The organism is Hyphomicrobium nitrativorans NL23 (assembly GCF_000503895.1).
Lineage (GTDB): Bacteria > Pseudomonadota > Alphaproteobacteria > Rhizobiales > Hyphomicrobiaceae > Hyphomicrobium_C > Hyphomicrobium_C nitrativorans.
Genome location: NC_022997.1, coordinates 2710152 through 2726913 on the forward strand (window position 1 = coordinate 2710152; position 16762 = coordinate 2726913).

General features: G+C 64.9%; 17 protein-coding genes and 2 tRNA genes. 7 read left to right on the forward strand and 12 right to left on the reverse strand.

Annotated elements, in window-relative coordinates:
• Positions 1–233: 233 nt before the first annotated feature.
• The 6 genes from W911_RS12590 to W911_RS12615 all read right to left on the reverse strand — a co-directional run bounded on the left by W911_RS12590 (position 234) and on the right by W911_RS12615 (position 5624).
• Positions 234–2177: a hypothetical protein gene (locus tag W911_RS12590; protein ID WP_023787932.1), complete on the reverse strand. Its 1944-nt coding sequence runs from the start codon at positions 2175–2177 to the stop codon at positions 234–236.
• Between the two features lie 186 nt (positions 2178–2363).
• Positions 2364–2440, reverse strand: a tRNA-Arg gene (locus tag W911_RS12595).
• A 124-nt stretch (positions 2441–2564) separates the two neighbouring features.
• Positions 2565–2870, reverse strand: a complete 306-nt coding sequence (locus tag W911_RS12600) for an ETC complex I subunit (RefSeq protein WP_023787933.1) — start codon at positions 2868–2870, stop codon at positions 2565–2567.
• A gap of 95 nt (positions 2871–2965) precedes the next feature.
• Entirely contained in the window at positions 2966–3625 is a 660-nt protein-coding gene (gene bluB / locus W911_RS12605) for a 5,6-dimethylbenzimidazole synthase (protein ID WP_023787934.1), read from the reverse strand.
• A gap of 117 nt (positions 3626–3742) precedes the next feature.
• The gene (cobA, locus tag W911_RS12610) at positions 3743–4534 is read right to left on the reverse strand and encodes a uroporphyrinogen-III C-methyltransferase (protein ID WP_023787935.1); all 792 of its coding nucleotides are present in this window, start codon (positions 4532–4534) and stop codon (positions 3743–3745) included.
• Positions 4535–4640: 106 nt separating this feature from the next.
• On the reverse strand, positions 4641–5624 hold the full coding sequence (locus tag W911_RS12615) for a cobalamin biosynthesis protein CobD/CbiB (RefSeq protein ID WP_023787936.1): 984 nt from the start codon (positions 5622–5624) through the stop codon (positions 4641–4643).
• A gap of 251 nt (positions 5625–5875) precedes the next feature.
• Here W911_RS12615 and W911_RS12620 point away from each other — a divergent pair, with 251 nt between their 5' ends.
• On the forward strand, positions 5876–6088 hold the full coding sequence (locus tag W911_RS12620; protein ID WP_023787937.1) for a hypothetical protein: 213 nt from the start codon (positions 5876–5878) through the stop codon (positions 6086–6088).
• A gap of 258 nt (positions 6089–6346) precedes the next feature.
• Here W911_RS12620 and W911_RS18375 read toward each other — a convergent pair whose 3' ends face one another.
• Positions 6347–6763, reverse strand: a complete 417-nt coding sequence (locus tag W911_RS18375; RefSeq protein WP_158412865.1) for a hypothetical protein — start codon at positions 6761–6763, stop codon at positions 6347–6349.
• A gap of 22 nt (positions 6764–6785) precedes the next feature.
• Between W911_RS18375 and W911_RS12630 the strand changes: the two genes are divergently transcribed.
• Positions 6786–7835 carry an OmpA family protein gene (locus tag W911_RS12630; RefSeq protein ID WP_158412866.1) on the forward strand — a complete coding sequence of 350 codons (1050 nt, stop codon included), beginning with the start codon at positions 6786–6788 and terminating at the stop codon, positions 7833–7835.
• A gap of 396 nt (positions 7836–8231) precedes the next feature.
• On the opposite strand, the gene W911_RS12635 is transcribed toward W911_RS12630, so the two are convergent.
• A complete protein-coding gene (locus W911_RS12635; RefSeq protein ID WP_023787939.1) occupies positions 8232–8747 on the reverse strand; it encodes a DUF2478 domain-containing protein in 516 nt (171 codons plus the stop codon).
• A 53-nt stretch (positions 8748–8800) separates the two neighbouring features.
• On the opposite strand from W911_RS12635, the gene W911_RS18490 reads away from it, so the two are divergent.
• The 4 genes from W911_RS18490 to W911_RS12655 all read left to right on the forward strand — a co-directional run bounded on the left by W911_RS18490 (position 8801) and on the right by W911_RS12655 (position 12301).
• On the forward strand, positions 8801–9010 hold the full coding sequence (locus W911_RS18490; RefSeq protein ID WP_174394676.1) for a hypothetical protein: 210 nt from the start codon (positions 8801–8803) through the stop codon (positions 9008–9010).
• A 189-nt stretch (positions 9011–9199) separates the two neighbouring features.
• The gene (gene nirK / locus W911_RS12645) at positions 9200–10327 is read left to right on the forward strand and encodes a copper-containing nitrite reductase (protein ID WP_023787941.1); all 1128 of its coding nucleotides are present in this window, start codon (positions 9200–9202) and stop codon (positions 10325–10327) included.
• Positions 10328–10466: 139 nt separating this feature from the next.
• Positions 10467–11378, forward strand: a complete 912-nt coding sequence (locus W911_RS12650) for an SUMF1/EgtB/PvdO family nonheme iron enzyme (RefSeq protein ID WP_041318679.1) — start codon at positions 10467–10469, stop codon at positions 11376–11378.
• Between the two features lie 227 nt (positions 11379–11605).
• Positions 11606–12301, forward strand: a complete 696-nt coding sequence (locus W911_RS12655) for a Crp/Fnr family transcriptional regulator (RefSeq protein ID WP_041316542.1) — start codon at positions 11606–11608, stop codon at positions 12299–12301.
• A gap of 71 nt (positions 12302–12372) precedes the next feature.
• Here the strand turns inward: W911_RS12655 and W911_RS12660 are convergent.
• The 4 genes from W911_RS12660 to W911_RS12675 all read right to left on the reverse strand — a co-directional run bounded on the left by W911_RS12660 (position 12373) and on the right by W911_RS12675 (position 15730).
• Positions 12373–12449: transfer RNA gene (locus tag W911_RS12660), tRNA-Pro, on the reverse strand.
• 151 nt (positions 12450–12600) lie between these two features.
• The gene (locus tag W911_RS12665) at positions 12601–14076 is read right to left on the reverse strand and encodes a hypothetical protein (protein WP_144083595.1); all 1476 of its coding nucleotides are present in this window, start codon (positions 14074–14076) and stop codon (positions 12601–12603) included.
• A gap of 306 nt (positions 14077–14382) precedes the next feature.
• The gene (locus W911_RS12670; RefSeq protein ID WP_041316544.1) at positions 14383–14910 is read right to left on the reverse strand and encodes a DUF192 domain-containing protein; all 528 of its coding nucleotides are present in this window, start codon (positions 14908–14910) and stop codon (positions 14383–14385) included.
• Between the two features lie 217 nt (positions 14911–15127).
• A complete protein-coding gene (locus W911_RS12675; protein WP_041316546.1) occupies positions 15128–15730 on the reverse strand; it encodes a cold-shock protein in 603 nt (200 codons plus the stop codon).
• A 554-nt stretch (positions 15731–16284) separates the two neighbouring features.
• On the opposite strand from W911_RS12675, the gene W911_RS12680 reads away from it, so the two are divergent.
• Positions 16285–16725, forward strand: coding sequence for a VOC family protein (locus W911_RS12680; RefSeq protein WP_023787947.1), 441 nt, complete (start codon positions 16285–16287; stop codon positions 16723–16725).
• The last annotated feature ends 37 nt before the right edge of the window (positions 16726–16762 follow it).

The window sequence follows — 16762 nt, forward strand, 5'->3', positions numbered from 1 at the left end:
AAGTCACAACGCCTTCGCCCGCGGGACGTTCCGGACGCTTGCGCCGATGGTGCTGAATGTCTTGAGGGCTGTCGGCCACGCTTTTCAGGCTGATAGAGCCTGAATCGATCATGGTCTCTTGAGTTAGACCGATGATTCACGCTTCAGGCTGATAGAGCCTGAAGCGATCATGGTCTCTTGAGTTAGACCGATGATTCACGCTTCAGGCTGATAGGGCCTGAAGCGATCATGGTCTAGCCGCGCGGGGGCCGGCGACGCTCGCTGAACCAGGCGCGGTACTCCGTCATCTTCGCGCGCTGTGCCGACGACGCTTGCAGCTTGCACGTCGAGGCTTCCGCGCTACCGTCCGGCGCGCCCCAACGCAGCTCAACGCAATCGTTCAGATTGTAGGCCATCTCCAGATCCGCCACGCGCTCTACCACGTCGCTCACCGTGAGCGTCCACTCCGAGCCATCGCTCCGCGTATAGGCGAACTTGCGCGCGGAAAGCTCCGACGCGAGCGTGCTCTCCAGGTCGGCCTTGACGTCGGCGACGCTCTTCCCCTCCGGCATTGCGTACCGCTCGGGCCGGCGCGCGACGCGGTCCGGAAACCCGCGCACCACATCGATCGCAATCAGCAGGCGCAGGTCGCGCGAGGGCGTCGCGAAATCCTCCCACGGCCCGGTCGTCTCGAAGATCGACGCGCCGTCCGGCATGGCCACGTCGCGACCGCCGCCCACCTGGAACTGTCGGCCGTTCTCGACCGATGTCACGCGGGCGTTCACCTGCTCATCAAGTGCCGCGATCGCCTCCTTCATCGCGCGCATCGGATCGAGCGGCGCGGGCGAGATCACGTCATCCATGCGATCATAGAAGTCCTCGACCGCGATCTCGGATTGCTCAAGCGAAAAATCGCCGTACTCAGGATGCTTCGCGATCTGAGCATTGCTCAGCCGCCTGAGCGCGCCCTTCTCGCGCACGACGGGCCGGAAGCGCTTGAACCCCGGGCCTCCGAGCGCGGGATCTTGCGCGAACAGGAAATTGCCCCGCCAGAAGCGCTTACGCGCCACCGTCCCGTCGGGCTGGGCATCGATGGCAAGCAGTATCCCCGCCGCGCCGTCCGACTGCGGCATGCGCTTGGCGAGCACCAGAATGTGTCCGTATGGATCGGCGTAGATGGTCCCCGGGCGCAGAGATTCCTGCGTCAGCGGCACAGGATAGTAGTCCGTGTTGTTGTCGTCCGCCGCCGTCCGCCCGGATCCGGAATGGACGCCGTTGGCAACGGTTGTCCGCAGATAGAATCCAAATCCCGGCACGAGCCCCGGCGGGCGTTGCGTGCGCGGCGCAGGCTTGGCTGGGGGCGGCGCGGGCGCGAACAACCCGAACAGATCGGCCGACGCGGGCTTCGCCTCGGGCGCGGGCGGCTCGGGGGGAGGCTCCTCGTTTTGAATGTTCCACCACGCATGGCATCGTGGCGGCTTGCCGCCGCCACCGCGCGTACACTTCGCGTACCCGAACGGCAGCCCCATCTTGAACGCGAAATACGCACGCAGGAAATAGGGAAGGTCGGCGCAATCCGGCCGAATAACGTGCTTCTGCTCGTCCTCGCGCAAGCCCAGATGATTGAACAGGATATTGCGCGACCGGTCATGCAACACCTCATGCAGCGCCTTCCACGACAGCGTCTCCTCGAGCGGTGCATCGAAGAGCTTCTCGATCCATGCAGAATAGAGGTTCTCGTTTTCACGGGTCCACGAATCCCGCACGGGCCAGACACTCTTTGCCGTCGCCCGCGAGGCCGCCGGCCGATTGCGCTGCACGGAAATCTCGCGCGTGAGCGGGCCGCATTCCGACGATGTTCCGCCGCGCGCGAGTTTCGCCTGCCACGTCCCTGCGGCTGGCGAGGCGACCTCGGCGACCCAGAAATACGGCGGCCCGCCGTACCGCTCGCGCGATGTGACGGCGACCTTCCCGCCAGGCGTGATCAGCGAAAGCTCGCCCTCGATCCGCTCCTCCGTCGCGAAGACGACGCGCAGCGGCGCACCGCGCCAGGGGGCGACTGGCGAGGACAGGACCGCAAGCCCGGCCGCGGCATCCTCGCAACGTCCGGATGGACTTTGGGTCTCCGCCTTCGCTACATCTGCGATCAGCAAAAAGGCTGCCGCAGCAGCAGCCGCAAAATGGGGCGCGGGAAACAAATCGGGGCTTCCTCAATCGCAATTCAACAGCAATGCGAAAGCTTCAGCCGTAAAAATGGCGAATTTAATGCTCCGACGACCTCACGTGCTGCCCGACGCGCCGCCGGTCGACGCAACCGGGTCGGTGGCGCGGAGTGGGGACTTTCGGCAGATTTTTCCTGCGAAATCAATAGCCCCGAAATGGCGTGGCGATCCCGGCTGGATTCGAACCAGCGACCCTCTGCTTAGAAGGCAGATGCTCTATCCGACTGAGCTACGGGATCGTGCTTTCTAAGGAGCGTTCGCCGACGCCGGAATGCGCGGCGAGCGCCTCGATGTGGCCCTTCTATATCAAAGAGATGCGCCGGCGCACACCCCGAGCCGTGTCTCAAATCTCCCTGCGGCCGCTCAGTGAGTCCAGGCGCCCAGACGCCCGAACTTGAAGTTGTCGGCGTAGGACTTGCGGATGAGGCCCCGCGGATTGGGCTCTTCGAGACGATAGGGGATCCCGTTCCGCTCGGCGTAGGCAATCGCCTCTTCCTTCGTGTCGAAGGACAGCCGGACCTGCGCGCGCGTATCGGCGGAGCTCGTCCAACCCATCAGCGGGTCGATCTTGCGCGGTGTCGCCGGCTCATGTTCGAGAACCCAAACTTTGGTTCGGGCCAGGCCAGACTGCATGGCGGTCTTGGCCGGCTTGTAGATGCGTGCCGTCACGGATGACCTCGCTCGTTCTTTTGGTCGGTTGCTCTTTCGTGCTTAGCGCCGTCGGCGGCGGCCGGCAAGCACCAGACGACGCGCGTGCGAGCGGCTCAGCGGCGCACCACCAGGCCCGCCGCCTCGGTGCGGCGCTCCCAGCCCGCGCGCTCCAGTTCGGGGTCCAGGTGCTCTTCCACCGGCCAGCCGAGGCAGAGGTAGGCCACGAGCTTCCAGGCCTCGGGGACGTCCAGGGCGCGCGTGACCTCTTGGGGATCGAGGATCGAGACCCAGCCGACGCCGATGCCCTGGGCGCGAGCCGCGAGCCACAGGGTGTGGACGGCGCCCACCACCGAATAATGCAGCGTCTCCGGCATGGTCTGGCGACCAAGACCCGCGCCGCGGTCCGTCGCCTCGTCAGCGAAGACAGCGAGTTGCACAGGGGCGCAACCCAGTCCTTCCAGTTTCAGGCTGGCATAGAGCGCATGCCGTTCGCCTTCATAGCCCGCAAGCGCGCGCTCGTTCGCACGCTTAAAGGCAGATTTCACCACGTCGCGGCGCTCAGCCGTTTCGACAAAAACGAACCGCCAGGGCTGGCAATTTCCGACCGACGGCGCGCGGCAGGCGAGTTCGATCAGGCGCTCCACGGCGCCTTCGGGCAAAGCATCGGTGCGGAAACGCCGCACATCGCGACGCCAGAGCACGAGGTCGCGGAACCGATCGGAAAATTCCGAAGCGAAGACGGGCGGCGATGCGGCGTCGCTGCGATCCGCCATCGCGTCACGCGGCCCGGCAGATATGCACGTACGTCCATCGCAGAGCAGATTTTACGAGGCGGCATGCGGAGCGGACTGCCGTTCCGCGCCCATCCGACTTGTCTCTCGGCCTTCCCTTCATAGGCGGACCATGCCGGGGGCGAGGGTCGCGCGCAAGGCTGCGTTCGCCCCGACGACGATCACCGCGGGCGGCTCTATCCCGCTCACCTTCGCATCCGATACGAGCCGACTGAGACGTGTTTCGAGAATACGCTCCTCGCCGCCGGTCGCGTTCGAAATGATCGTTGCCGGGGTGTCCGCGGAAAGGCCGCCACGTTCGAACGCTGCGACAATCTCCGGCAGTTGCGCCAATGCCATGTAGAGCACAATCGGCTGACCCGTGGCTGCCAGAGCCTCCCAATCCGCCGCGCCTTCGTCGCCGGCCGCCCGATGGCCAGCCGCAAGGATGACAGCGTGGTTGGTGTCTCGGCTCGTGGCCGGAATGCCCGCCAGCGCGGGCGCGGCCAGCCCGGCCGTGAGACCCGGCACCACGCGATAGGGGATGCCTGCCTGCACCAGAGCGCGGGCCTCCTCGCCTCCCCGGCCGAACACGAACGGATCGCCGCCCTTGAGACGCAGCACACGCCGCCCCTTCTTCGCCTCGGCGACGATCAGCTCGTTGATGTCGCGCTGCTGCGACGACGGCCGTCCGCCACGTTTGCCGGCGAAATGGATCTCCGCGTCTCCAGCCGCGAGACGCAAAATGCGCGGATCGACGAGGGCGTCGTGCACGATCGTGTTGGCTTGGCGCAACGCGTGAACGGCCATGACGGTCAGAAGGCGCGGGTCTCCCGGTCCCGCGCCCACGAGCCAGACCTCGCCAGGCGCCATTTCGGGGAACGGCGGGAAGATGTCGGAAGAAAACGGCATGGGCGCTCGGAGACGGTCGGATCGGATGGGCTGCGGGGCGGGATCAAGCGCACGCACGCGTGAGCTAAGTCCTTGCGGCACGGCAATTCAAACGAAAAACGTGTCTTTAGAAAACGATCAGGAGGATCAGGGCAATGAGCCCAATCGCCGCCGCCTGAACCACATAGGCAATCCGATAAAGGCGGAGCGCGCGATGAATATCGGCTGCCGTCAAGGCGCGCCGGCCCGATCCCATCCAAGAATTATCGATCCGCCTGCCTCCGACGTCGGTCGGCCCCGCAAGCGTCAGTCCCAGCGCTCCGGCCATCGCGGCTTCCGGCCAACCGGCGTTGCGCTCGCGATGGCGCGGCCCGTCGCGGACGGCGGACATGAGCGCACTCCGCCAATCCGCGCCGGGCATGATCCGGGCGGCCGCGGCGAGCCAAAGGGCGGAGAGACGCGCCGACGGCATGTTCACGGCCTCGTCCAGGCGCACCGCGGCCCAGCCATAGGCTCCCCGTCCATCGGTATCCGGCGATTGAGAGGACATGCTCCCCGCCGTGCTCACGGTCTTGTAAAGGGCACAGCCTGGCAACCCCAAGATCGCAAGCCACATCAGCGGCGCGACGACGCCTTCGGAAAAACCTCCTGCAAGGCTTTCGATGGCGGCGCGAGACACGCCGGCTTCATCCAGCGCGGCCGTATCGCGCTCGACGATCGGCGCAAGCGCCGTTCGTCCCGCGTTGACCCCGCGCTCATCCAGAGCGTCGGCAACGGCCGAGACGCGCTCGTCGAGGCTGCGGCCCGCAATCAGCGTGCTCGCAAGGATAGCTTTTGCGATCAGCGCCACCGCCACAGGCAGGAGAAGATCCAGGGTCCGATCGAGCAAAAGAACGCAGGATGTGCCCACCAGCAGAACGGTCGCGAGCGCAAGAACGCCTCTCAAACGGCGCTGAGAGAGCGAGAGAGAGCGCTCGTTCCAAGCGGCGGCCGCACGCCGAACCAGCGCGCTCATCCAGCCCACGGGGTGGCCGATCCGCGCCACAAGCTTTTCCGGATAGCCCGCAAGCGCCTCGATGAAGAGCGCGAGAAAGGCCAGCGCAAAAGTCATCTCACTCCCCATCGGAAGGCTCGGTCTTGGCGGCGGGCGTTATCGTAGCGCTGACCACGGGTCCGTGTGTGGCCATTGGGGGGCCTGAATTCCAGATCGATCTAACTCATTGTTTTTAATAATATTGCACCGCACGGCCCATCGCTAGCTGAGAAACGGCGCCGTTTTAGGGGTTTTGAATCGGGAAAATTTCCCTATAACAAGGTTACATTATTCCCAATCACCCTGCTTCAGGCACGTCTCAGGATCCCATGAAGAACAGCAAGCCCGACGTTTCGCGCCCGTCCGCGCCGACCGCACTCGACCCGAGCCATCCCAACTACGACGCGATCCTGCTCAAGCGCGCGCGCCTCGAAGCCCATCGGCGGCGGCGACTCGAAAACCAAGGCCTCCTGCTCGCGCGCGATAAAACTCCCGTCGCCGGGAAGCCAACCAAAAAGCGCACACGCGGCCGCGACGCCTGATCGCTTTCTACCGGCCGCGGCTTCGTTCGATTTCGTTGCCCAGCCCGATCGCTCTCCGGAGACACGCCCCTCCGTCATCGTTTGGCCTCTCACGCGTGGGAGCCAAACTCGGCTGGCGTGCGTTGCGGTTGATGCGCCAAGTGCGCTTCACCGTCTCTCGATCCGGAGAAACATCGCGTGACATACGCCTCCAATCTTTCCTCGCTTGCCTTGGCCGCCATCCTGCTGGGCGCCACCTCCGTCTCAGTGTTCGCCGCGTCACCTCACATGCAGCTCGCGCAGGCCGCGCCTGAAGACGAACAAGCCGATCAGCCGACCGCCGACGAAGGACCGGCCGATCTTGGCGAACTCGGGCGGGAAGACGGCGCCGATATTCCCGAAACCGGCGCTGACGCTCCCGACGCGCCGCCCGCGCCCGCGCCCGAGGAGCCCGGCTCCCCCCGTCGAAAGCCAACCTCCGCCGCCGGCACCGCCAGCCGAACCCGAGCCGATGCCGGAGCCCGCTGCTCCGCCGCCGTCCCCGGAGCCAGAAACCGCACCTCCACCGCCGGCACCCGAGCCCGAGGCGGCACCCGAAACGCCTCCTGTCGACGAGCCACCGCCTGCGCAAGACACACCGGCGCCTTCTCCAGACGCACCACCGGCACCCGCGCCGGACGCCGCTCCGCCGCCCAAGGCGGACGAGCCTCCTCCGGCTGTGACACCTCCGCAGCCTCAGTCCCCACAGGCACCGGAGGCGGCTCCAAAAGCCGCTCCCAAAGACGGCACGCGCCCGCGCCGCGACCGTGAGGGCGGGCCGCGAGAAGGCCGCGCGCCGGAAGCCGGTCCAGCTCCATCGGAAGTAAAGGACCTCAAGGAGCTTCGGGAGGAACGCAAAGAGCGCTCCGAAGACGGCGGCAAGCGCGTCGTGATCGAGGAGCCGGACAACCGCGTGATCGTGCGCGAAGGCGGCCGATCCATCATCCGCGCGGACGAAGGCGAACGCTTCCGCCGCCTCGGCGGCCAGCAGCGCCGCGAAAAGCGCGACGGTCTCGACGTCACCATCAGCGCGCGGCCGGGCGGCGTCGAGATCTTCACCGAGAACGACGACCGCGGCCGGCCGCTGCGGCGTTATCGGCGTGATCGCGAAGGCCGCGAAGTCATCCTGTTCGACAACCGCGATTACTACCGGCGCCACCGCGGCGGCTCGTTCACCGACGCCATCGTCGATCTTCCTCCGCCGCGGGTCGGAATTCCACGCCGCTCCTATGTCCTCGATTACGAAGACGCGAGCGACGAAGACGTCTACGACGCACTCTCCGCGCCGCCCGTAGAACGGCTCGAACGCACGTATTCACTTGAGGAGGTGCGCCGCTCGCCGAACCTCCGCGCCCGGATGCGGCGGATCGATCTCGACGTCATCAACTTCGATTTCGGCGCGTGGGGCGTCGCGCCCAATCAGTATCCGGCGCTGGAGCGCATCGCGGACGCGATGAACCGGGTTATCGACCGCAATCCGAACGAGATGTTTCTGGTCGAGGGACACACCGATGCGGTCGGCTCGGACGAAGACAACCTCAGCCTCTCGGACCGGCGCGCGGAGACCGTCGCCATCATCCTCACCGACGAATTCGGCGTCCCTCCCGAGAACATCGCCACACAGGGCTATGGCGAGCACTATCTCAAGATCAACACGCAGGCGGCGGAGCGGCAGAACAGACGCGTTGCCGTGCGGCGGATCACGCCTCTGATCTCGCGCGGCAACTGACACCGCCGACGACAATCGGGAAGATCGGGAGAGGCGGCCTCAGGGCCGCCTCTTTCGTGAGGGCACCGGAACCGACCCTCCGTGCTGCACGTTAAAGCGACAGACCAACGAACAAGAGGTTCAACCAATGCCCGTTCTTCTCTGGATTCTCGGCGTGCCGCTCAGTGTCGTGCTGTTGCTGATGATCTTCGGTGCGGTTTAGGCCGCGCCATGCATCCGCTCGTTGCGGCGTATCTCTGGTCGTCGATGCCGAGCACGACGATGTTCAGCGGCGCGACGATCGGAAAAACTGCGTCCGTCGCTGACGCACACGGACGTTAGGCGGCGAAAGCCGCCTAACTTTTTCATAGTCGCGCGTCTCGCGCTCACGCTTTCACCCCCTTCGATTGTCGCGGGTCAGCGCTCGCTTCCTACAGCGTCTTTGCACCATGCCAGGATGCGGTCGCGCTCGTGCGGCAGCATGAGCGGCTCGTCGCCGACGAAACGTTTCCAAGCGTCGAGGTGCACCTGTTTTACACCGACGAGCACAGCCACATCCATCGCAACCGCGCTTTCGATCATCGAGCGGAAACCTCGACCGTCAGTTTCGCGTTTTCCGAAGCGGTTGACGATCACGAGCCTCGTCGCGGGATCGAGCGATGCGGTCGCGAGGCCCACCGAATCCTCCAGCGCTTCCGTGTCGAGCCGACATCCCGAAGCTGTCGGACCCAACTCGTCCGACATCTCGACGCACGCCCCCGTCGCGAGATCCTCAAGCGTCATCTCGCATCGGCTGTTGCGTGGCGCGGCCGGCGTCTGCACGGCACCGGCGAGCTTCCACCCGCTCGCGCGCAGGTCATAGGCAATGTCGGCGAGCAGCGCGTCTACCGCCGCTCCCTGATCGCCCTGGTACACGATTGCAGCGATGTTCATGGCGCCTCTCCTATATCGACCGCCCCTCGTTGCGCGTCCCCGATGGGCGGCCCTTGACCGGGGTCAAGCGCGGGCTATCGATGTGCTCTCGCGGTTTTCGCCGTGCGCCCCCGCAAAGCGGATCGCACCCTGCCTCTCCGCGGGCACTCGCGAAGCTGCGTCCGCTCGGCGTCAGCGTCGATCGCGAGCAGATCTCGATTGTGGACGTGGCGCTGCTCGCGACGTTCGTCGAGTGGAGCGACCGTGGAGAGGAAGGGTTCTAAGCGCGCGGGGGATGCGCACGCGCACCCATTCCGTTTCCACGCGTTCCTTCTATTCTTTCTCAGACAGCTGCTAAAGTGCCGCATCGGCGTGGAAGGCTTCTTTGCTCCACAGCAAAGAGCGCACCGCGAATGCTCCTACAAAGGAAGAAACGGGCAATACCCGCTTCCATCCTAGAGAGGAGATGACCGATGGCTAATCATTTGCAGATGACACGCCGCACGATGATGGCCGGTGCGGCCATTGCCGGTGCGCTGGCACCCGTCGTGAGCGGAAGCCCCGCGCGGGCTCGCGAAGCTGCTTCCAACACACCCGTCGACATCGCGTCTTTACCCCGCGTTAAGGTCGATCTCGTGAGGCCGCCGTTCGTGCACGCGCACACGCAGAAAGCCGAGGGCGGACCCAAGATCGTCGAATTCACGATGACGATCGAGGAGAAGAAAATCATCCTCGACGACCAGGGCACCGAAGTGCATGCGATGACTTTCGACGGGTCGGTTCCCGGCCCGCTCATGGTCGTGCACCAAGGCGATTACGTCGAGCTGACGCTCATCAACCCGTCGACCAGCAGCATGCCGCACAACATCGACTTCCACTCCGCAACGGGTGCGTTGGGCGGCGCGGGACTGACGCTCGTCAATCCCGGCGAGCGGACGGTGCTGCGCTGGAAGGCCACCAAGGCCGGCGTTTTCGTCTATCACTGCGCGCCTCCAGGCATGGTTCCCTGGCACGTCACCGCCGGCATGAACGGCGCCGTCATGGTGCTGCCGCGCGAGGGGCTGACCGACGGCAAGGGCAAGGAGCTTCCTTACGACCGCGTCTACTACGTGGGCGAGCAGGACTTCTACGTGCCGCGCGACGAGAAGGGCGATTACAAGAAGTACGAGACCATCAACGACTCCTATTTCGATACGGTCCAGACCATGCGGACGCTTGTGCCCAGCCACATCGTGTTCAACGGTGCGGTCGGTGCTCTCACCGGCGACAACGCGCTCAAGGCTGCCGTGGGCGAGACGGTTCTCATCATCCATTCGCAGGCCAACCGCGATACGCGCCCGCACCTCATCGGTGGGCACGGCGACTACGTCTGGGGAACGGGCAAGTTCCGCAATCCGCCCGATGTCGATCAGGAGACTTGGTTCATTCCGGGCGGCACCGCGGGCGCCGCGCTCTACACCTTCGAGCAGCCGGGCATTTACGCTTACGTGAACCACAATCTGATCGAGGCCTTCGAGCTTGGCGCGGCCGCCCACTTTACCGTCACGGGCGACTGGAACGACGACCTGATGACGACCGTCGTTGCGCCGTCAGGAAGCTGACGCCCTCTCGGGGAGGCGAGCGATACGCTAGCCCGCCTTCCCTCTCCTCGTTCCTTTCCACGTCCGGAACCGGCGGCAATTCAAGCCATCTCCCCTAGGTGCCGGTTCCGGGCGTGCGGAATTTGGCATGGAGGCCGCCATGACCGCTCTCTCACTCAAAGACGACATTCTTCATGCCACGATTGTCGGATCGTCGATCTTCATCGCCGTTGTGGCATGCGCCGTTCTGATCAAGGCGACGCTCTTCCGAACCGAGACAGTTGCCATCGCGCTTGCCGACGCACCGCAGGTGGTCACGGTCGCGCCGCGCACGTTCAGCTATCGCGCGGCCGGGGAATATTATCGCGACGGCTATGAGGTCGATGGCCCCGTCCGTACGGTGTCGGTCACGCAACCGCTCACGATCATGAAGTATCAGGTGTCCCAGGCAGACTACGCCCGCTGCGTCGCCGATGGCGCCTGCTCGGCTGCCGAACCCGAATTCCACGTGGCGGATGACGTCGACGTGCCCGTGACGGGCGTGAGCTATACGGATGCCGAGGCGTATGCGTCATGGCTTGGCCGCCAGACCGGCGAGGCCTGGCGGCTTCCGACCGACGAGGAACTCGCGTTTGCCGCCGGAACGCGCTTTCCCGACGACGCGCTTGGGTCCAGCGCCAATCCCGCCGACCGCTGGCTCGCCACGTATCGCAAAGATGCCGAGCGCACCGCCAACCGTGACGGCGTTCCGAAACCGCTCGGGCATTTCGGCGAGAACGAACTCGGCGTCGCGGATTTTGCAGGCAATGTCTGGGAATGGAGCACCACCTGCCGTCAGCGTGTCGACCTCAGCCGCAGCCAGGCGGAGCGTCTCGCGCCCGCCGCCTCGTGCGGGATCTATTGGGCCGCGGGGCAGCATCGGGCCGCGATGGTGTTCTTCGTTCGAAATCCCAAGGGCGGCGGCTGCGCCGTCGGCGCGCCGCCCGACAACCTGGGCTTCCGTCTCGTCAAAGACACCACGTGGTACGAGCCTCTCCTGGTCGCCGTGCGGTCGTTAGGCATTCGGCTCTAGACCATGATCGCCTCGGGCCCTATCAGTCCGAAGCGTGAATCATCGGTCTCATCAAAAAGATGGAGCGTCCGATCCGGTTCCATCGGATCGGAAAACGCTCTAGGCACGCCGGTTGATCCGCAACAAAGACTTTTCGCGCCTCGCCACCGAATGATGGACGCTCGATTGTGCTCCTGACCGCCCGGCCGGCGGGAGTTCGTGCCTGTTCGAGGTGAGGCGCCCATTCCGTGAAGATGCACCGCACCGTCATCAAGTCGCTCCCTCTCTTCGAGACGATGAGCGATGCGGACCTCGACGGGCTGCTGGCTCAGGCCACGCCACGGCGCGTGGCGCAAGGCGAGGCCGTGTTCAAGCAAGGGGAAACGGCGACGAGCTTCTTCCTTCTGCTCAGCGGGCGATTGAAGGTCACCCAGGTCACTGGAGACGGTCAGCAGATCATCGTTCGCGTCGTGCATCCCGGCGAACTTTTCGGCTTTGCGAAGGCGCTCGCGCGGCCTGACTATCCGGGCACCGCAATGGCGGTCACCGATAGCATGACACTCGCGTGGCCGAGCTGCCTCTGGTCCGATTTCATCGGACGGACACCGCTCCTTGCCGCCAGGACCATGCAAACCCTCGGCCGCCAGCTCGACGAAGCGCACACCCGCATTCGGGAAATGTCGACGCAGGAATCGGAGCGGCGCGTCGCTCATGCGATCTTGCGGCTTTCGGGAAAGGCGGGCCGCCAGGAGGAGGCCGGCATCCAGATCGGCTTTCCGATCTCGCGGCGTGACATCGCCGAAATGACGGGCACGACGCTCCACACCGTTTCGCGCATTCTGAGCGCCTGGAATACTCAGGGGCTCGTCGAGGTCGGGCGCCAGAAAATCATCATCCGCGATATCCCGGGCCTGGCGCGGCTTGCCGAGGGGAAGCCCGAGTAGCTGCGGCTCCAGGCAGGCCGCGTGCTAGCTCACTCCACGGCACCGACAGGCCGCACATTTCCGGAACCGAATGGTCGGGGCAGAGAGATTCGAACTCCCGGCCCCCTGCTCCCAAAGCAGGTGCTCTACCAGGCTGAGCTATGCCCCGACGATTGTGCGCGGCTCTGAGGCACGACGCGGTTCTGCTGCGGATCGCGTTCCGGCTGGCCGCAGAGTGAGGCCTTCTAGCACACGGATGCGAGACAAAAAAGCGGCGTGCGCTGCTGCGGGGCTACGTCGCGGCTTTCTCCTGCTCCGGGTCACGGGGGCTCGACCGCAAAGCCGCCCCCGAGGCTCATCAGCGTTTCGAAGCCAGGCGGCCGCCCGACTGTTCGCGGCGTCGGTTGGGAGGCCAGGTCGTTCGACGAAACCTCGGGGTCCCTCTTCTTCTCCATCGCCGGAGCTGCTCGCTGGGACGCGGGCTTGGAGGGTGGCGACGGTAAAGGCTGGAGCGGGAAGAGGCCACGAGGCGGAGGTGTCGCGGACGCGCGCTGCGTCGGTGCCCTGGCGGAGAGACTATCCTTCTTTTCCGACTGCTTGACCGGCTGCGTCGTCCTGGCCCGGCGGGGCGCGCTCTTGCGCTCCGCGCGCGGCGCCCTCTTTTTTGTGCGCGGGACGGGAGGCGCATCGACAGCCGGTTTCTCAGGATCTGCGCCTTCGTCGTCCGCGCCGCCGTGCCGCTCTTCGTCATTTTCCAGTGGTCGTCGCTCCTCGCTCTCGTTCTCGCCCTGCGGTAGGCGGGAGATCAAAGTCTGATCGATTTTGAGATCGAACCGGGCGATCTCGCCGCCATCGCGCTGCCTCAATGCAACGCGTGCGCGGGAGGTATCCTGGCCACTCTCGGGCAACAGCACGAACTCGACCTCGCCGAGAGCGTCGAGGGGGATTTCCAGAACGCGCTTATCCGCGTCTTCGGCACCGTGCGGCACGTCGGGTTTTTCCTCAGAAGTCGAGAAGGCGGTCTCGGCCGGCGCAGGCGTTTTCAAGACAACGTCTTGAGCGATGACGTGGAATTCATCCCCGACAGCCGTTTCGGCGATGCCCGCCGCCCGCCCCAGCGCGGGCTGCAACATCGGTCGAAGGGTCTCATACGGACGATGCACGAGAAGCGTGTTGCATCGCGTGCCGGTGCAGAGCGTCGCGTTCTTGAAGATCAGCGCATCGGCGGCAGGCCGCTCTTTCGCCGGTTCACGCTCTTGCAACGCATGCTCCCCGGGAGGGGCCGACGGCGCTGCCTCGACGGCGTGTTCCACCGGCTGTGCGCGCACTGCGGACGCCTCGCCACGCGCCGGTTGCGCGAGTGTCGCCGGCACAATGCTCGCGACGCGACGGCCCTCCTGCGGAACGCTCGTCCCTCCAGGCCCGACCGCGACGGCGGCAAGGATCCCGACTGCGACCAATGCGACGTGGGGCACGCGCCGTTCGCGGGACCTGTCCCGCTGCTTTTCAACGACGCTTGCTCGGGCCGGGCTTTCGTCTCCCACCTTCCGCACCGCGCCCGGCGGCGCATCGGCGCGGTCAAGCTCCGCCGCAACGGGCAGCGTCTTATGCTGCGACCTGTCGTTTCCTGTGGAGCCCGCGCTTCCTGTAGAGCCCGGCAGCAATGAAACCGAAGATGGTGGCCGCGTCTTCGCCCCCACGTCCTCCGGGGCGCCGGGCGCGGACACCGTCTCGTCTCTCGCCGGCTGCTCGCGGGCAACAACTTGCGGCACGCCAGACTTTACGACTTCGCTCATCCGGGCCGAAACCCAGTGAGACCCACGCTGGAACATTTTCAATCCTAATGCTCGCGCGGTGGACCCAGCGCACTTGCGCACTCAATTGCGCAGGACCACCGCAGAACGCATTATGGAGACCCTCCCCGTCAGGCTCCGCCCATTCGACCCGATCTTTAAAGATCGTCACTGAGGCGATTTTCCGAACTCAGCGCATATCTTATTTTCGTGATTACGGGATATGCTTACTCAGTTCTTCGCAAGTGCTTCATTCGCAAAGCACTTGCGATAAGCGTTCCGGAGCAATTTTCGTTTTTCGACGGGGCGTTACCGCTGCGCGGACGTGCCGAAGTGTGCATGACGCACGGTATCGCCCGGCTTGAGGCCCAGCCGTGCGGCGACACCGCCCGCGATTTCGAGCACGGCGGTCACGGCGCCTTGGGAGCCGATGGTGCGTTCGGAAAACGGCACGGTCTGCGCTTCGATCCGGTGCACGGTGCCGTCGGCGCGGATGAACACCATATCGAGCGGAATATAGGTGTTGCGCATCCACATCGTGAGCTCGCGCGGTTCAGAGTACGGAAAGAGCATTCCCTTGTTCTCGGCCAGCTCGGTGCGGAACATCAGTCCGCGGGCTTGCTGCTCGGGTGTGGTTGCGACCTCGATGTCGAACGCGTGAACGCCCGTTGCGGTCACGAGTTCGAGCCGCTCTTCGATAACCGATGCACCCGCGCGTTCGGCGTCGGCGGTGCGCGTCGACTGCCCAGCCCAGAGCAGCGCTCCGGCTCCCGCGACGGTCGCAAGCAAAAGGGCCGCCCCAACGACGGCCCTTCGTCCATGTCGAAATTCGCTCATCGGTGCATCCCGGCGCTTCGGCTGCCGGGAACGCGCACATCACGCGAACCGGCCTCGCATCAAACTCGTCGCCGATAGTCGAGATCGGCGGAGCTCGAAACCAGCACGGCCCGGCGTTCCGATCAATGGGGCGCTGCTCTGCTTGGCGCCGTTCGCACCGGATCAGCCCAAGATCATCGCATCAGGCCAGATCGGCCTGATGCGATCCGTTGGTCGCTCAGTGCGACGAGGCGATGCCCGTCGACGAGCCGTCCGGGCGAAGCTCGGCCGCCATGTGGCCCTTGGAGCCCATGCCCCAGCGAACCAAAACAGTCTGACCGGGCCTGAGTTCGGTAAAACCGAAGCGGCGCAGCGTCTCCATGTGCACGAAGATGTCCGGCGTGCCCTCGCCTTTGCTGAGGAAGCCGAAACCGCGCACGCGGTTGAACCACTTCACCATCACGCGCTCCCAGTCGCTCTCCGGCGTCACCTGAACGTGGGTGCGCTGCGGCAGCAACGAGGGGTGGATGGCCGTCGATTCGTCCATCGACAGGATGCGAAATGCCTGCATCCCCTTCGGACGCTTCAGGACCTGGCAGTGAATCCGGGCCCCTTCGTATGCGGTCTGGTAGCCGCCGGCCCGCAGGCAGGTCACATGGAGGAGAACATCCTGCAGTCCGTTGTCAGGGACAATAAAGCCGTATCCCTTCGCCACATCGAACCACTTTATGGTGCCCGCGATCTCGAATACTTCGAGACCACCTTCCTCCAGGCGCTCCAGATCGCCTTCAGACAATACTCCGTCGCCCGGATACTCCGGAGGTAGCTTGGAATCCCCCATAATTTTACCCCGCCTATACTTGGCCTACGTTGAACATTAATGCGCCGCCTCGACGCCAATACAGTGTCAGCCCTCAACATCGACTGTATTTCGCTTTCGGCGATGGGCGGAGAATATCACCTCGGAAGGTCGAGGCCAGCCCTTCGTCCAGATGGGACACGTCGGAAGGGACACCACTCACGGCATGTCCACATGAGATGCGAACAGCAAGGGACTGAGTTCATTAACCCTTTTTTAGCGATCCAACGTTCCGGAAATTTTCTGAGCCGCAGCAGAGCCGAGCCGTGTCGCATGTGCATCAACGTGGTTTTTGGCTCCCCTCGGGCCAAAAGAGCGGCCAACTGATTCGCTTTGACGACAGGCCTCCTAACGGCATTCCCGCAGATCTGCACACAGGGTAAGACCGTCACGAGAGGCCAGTGGAGGGCCTGGGGATAACGTCATTTCGGGCCCGTCGAGAGCGAAAGCTGAGGAAAGTCGCCGGGTTGGGCGTCTCCGCTCCTTGAGTTCACGGGATGTTTCCCGTGATATGCGTGCAACAGCGGGAGGTCGATATGCGCTATCTCCATACCATGGTTCGCGTGACAAGCCTCGAACACAGCCTGGCGTTCTATTGCGGGCTCCTCGGCCTCGTCGAAACGCGGCGGATCGCCAACCCGATCGGACGCTTTACGCTGGTCTTCCTCGCCGCACCCGGCGACGAACCTCGGGCGGGCGCCGAAAACGCTCCCCTTATCGAACTCACTCATAACTGGGATCCGGAGGATTACGGGGCGGGCCGCAACTTCGGCCACCTCGCATTCGAGGTCGACGACATCTATGCGGCCTGCGCCAGGCTTGCGGAGGGCGGCGTCGCGATCAACCGACCTCCGCGCGACGGACGGATGGCGTTTGTCCGCTCGCCCGACGGCATCTCGATCGAACTGCTCCAAAAGGGCGCCTCGTTGCCCAAGGCCGAGCCGTGGGTGTCCATGGAAAACACGGGAACCTGGTAGCTGAGGCGCCGTTTTCCGTTCCGCCCAGCGATGTCAG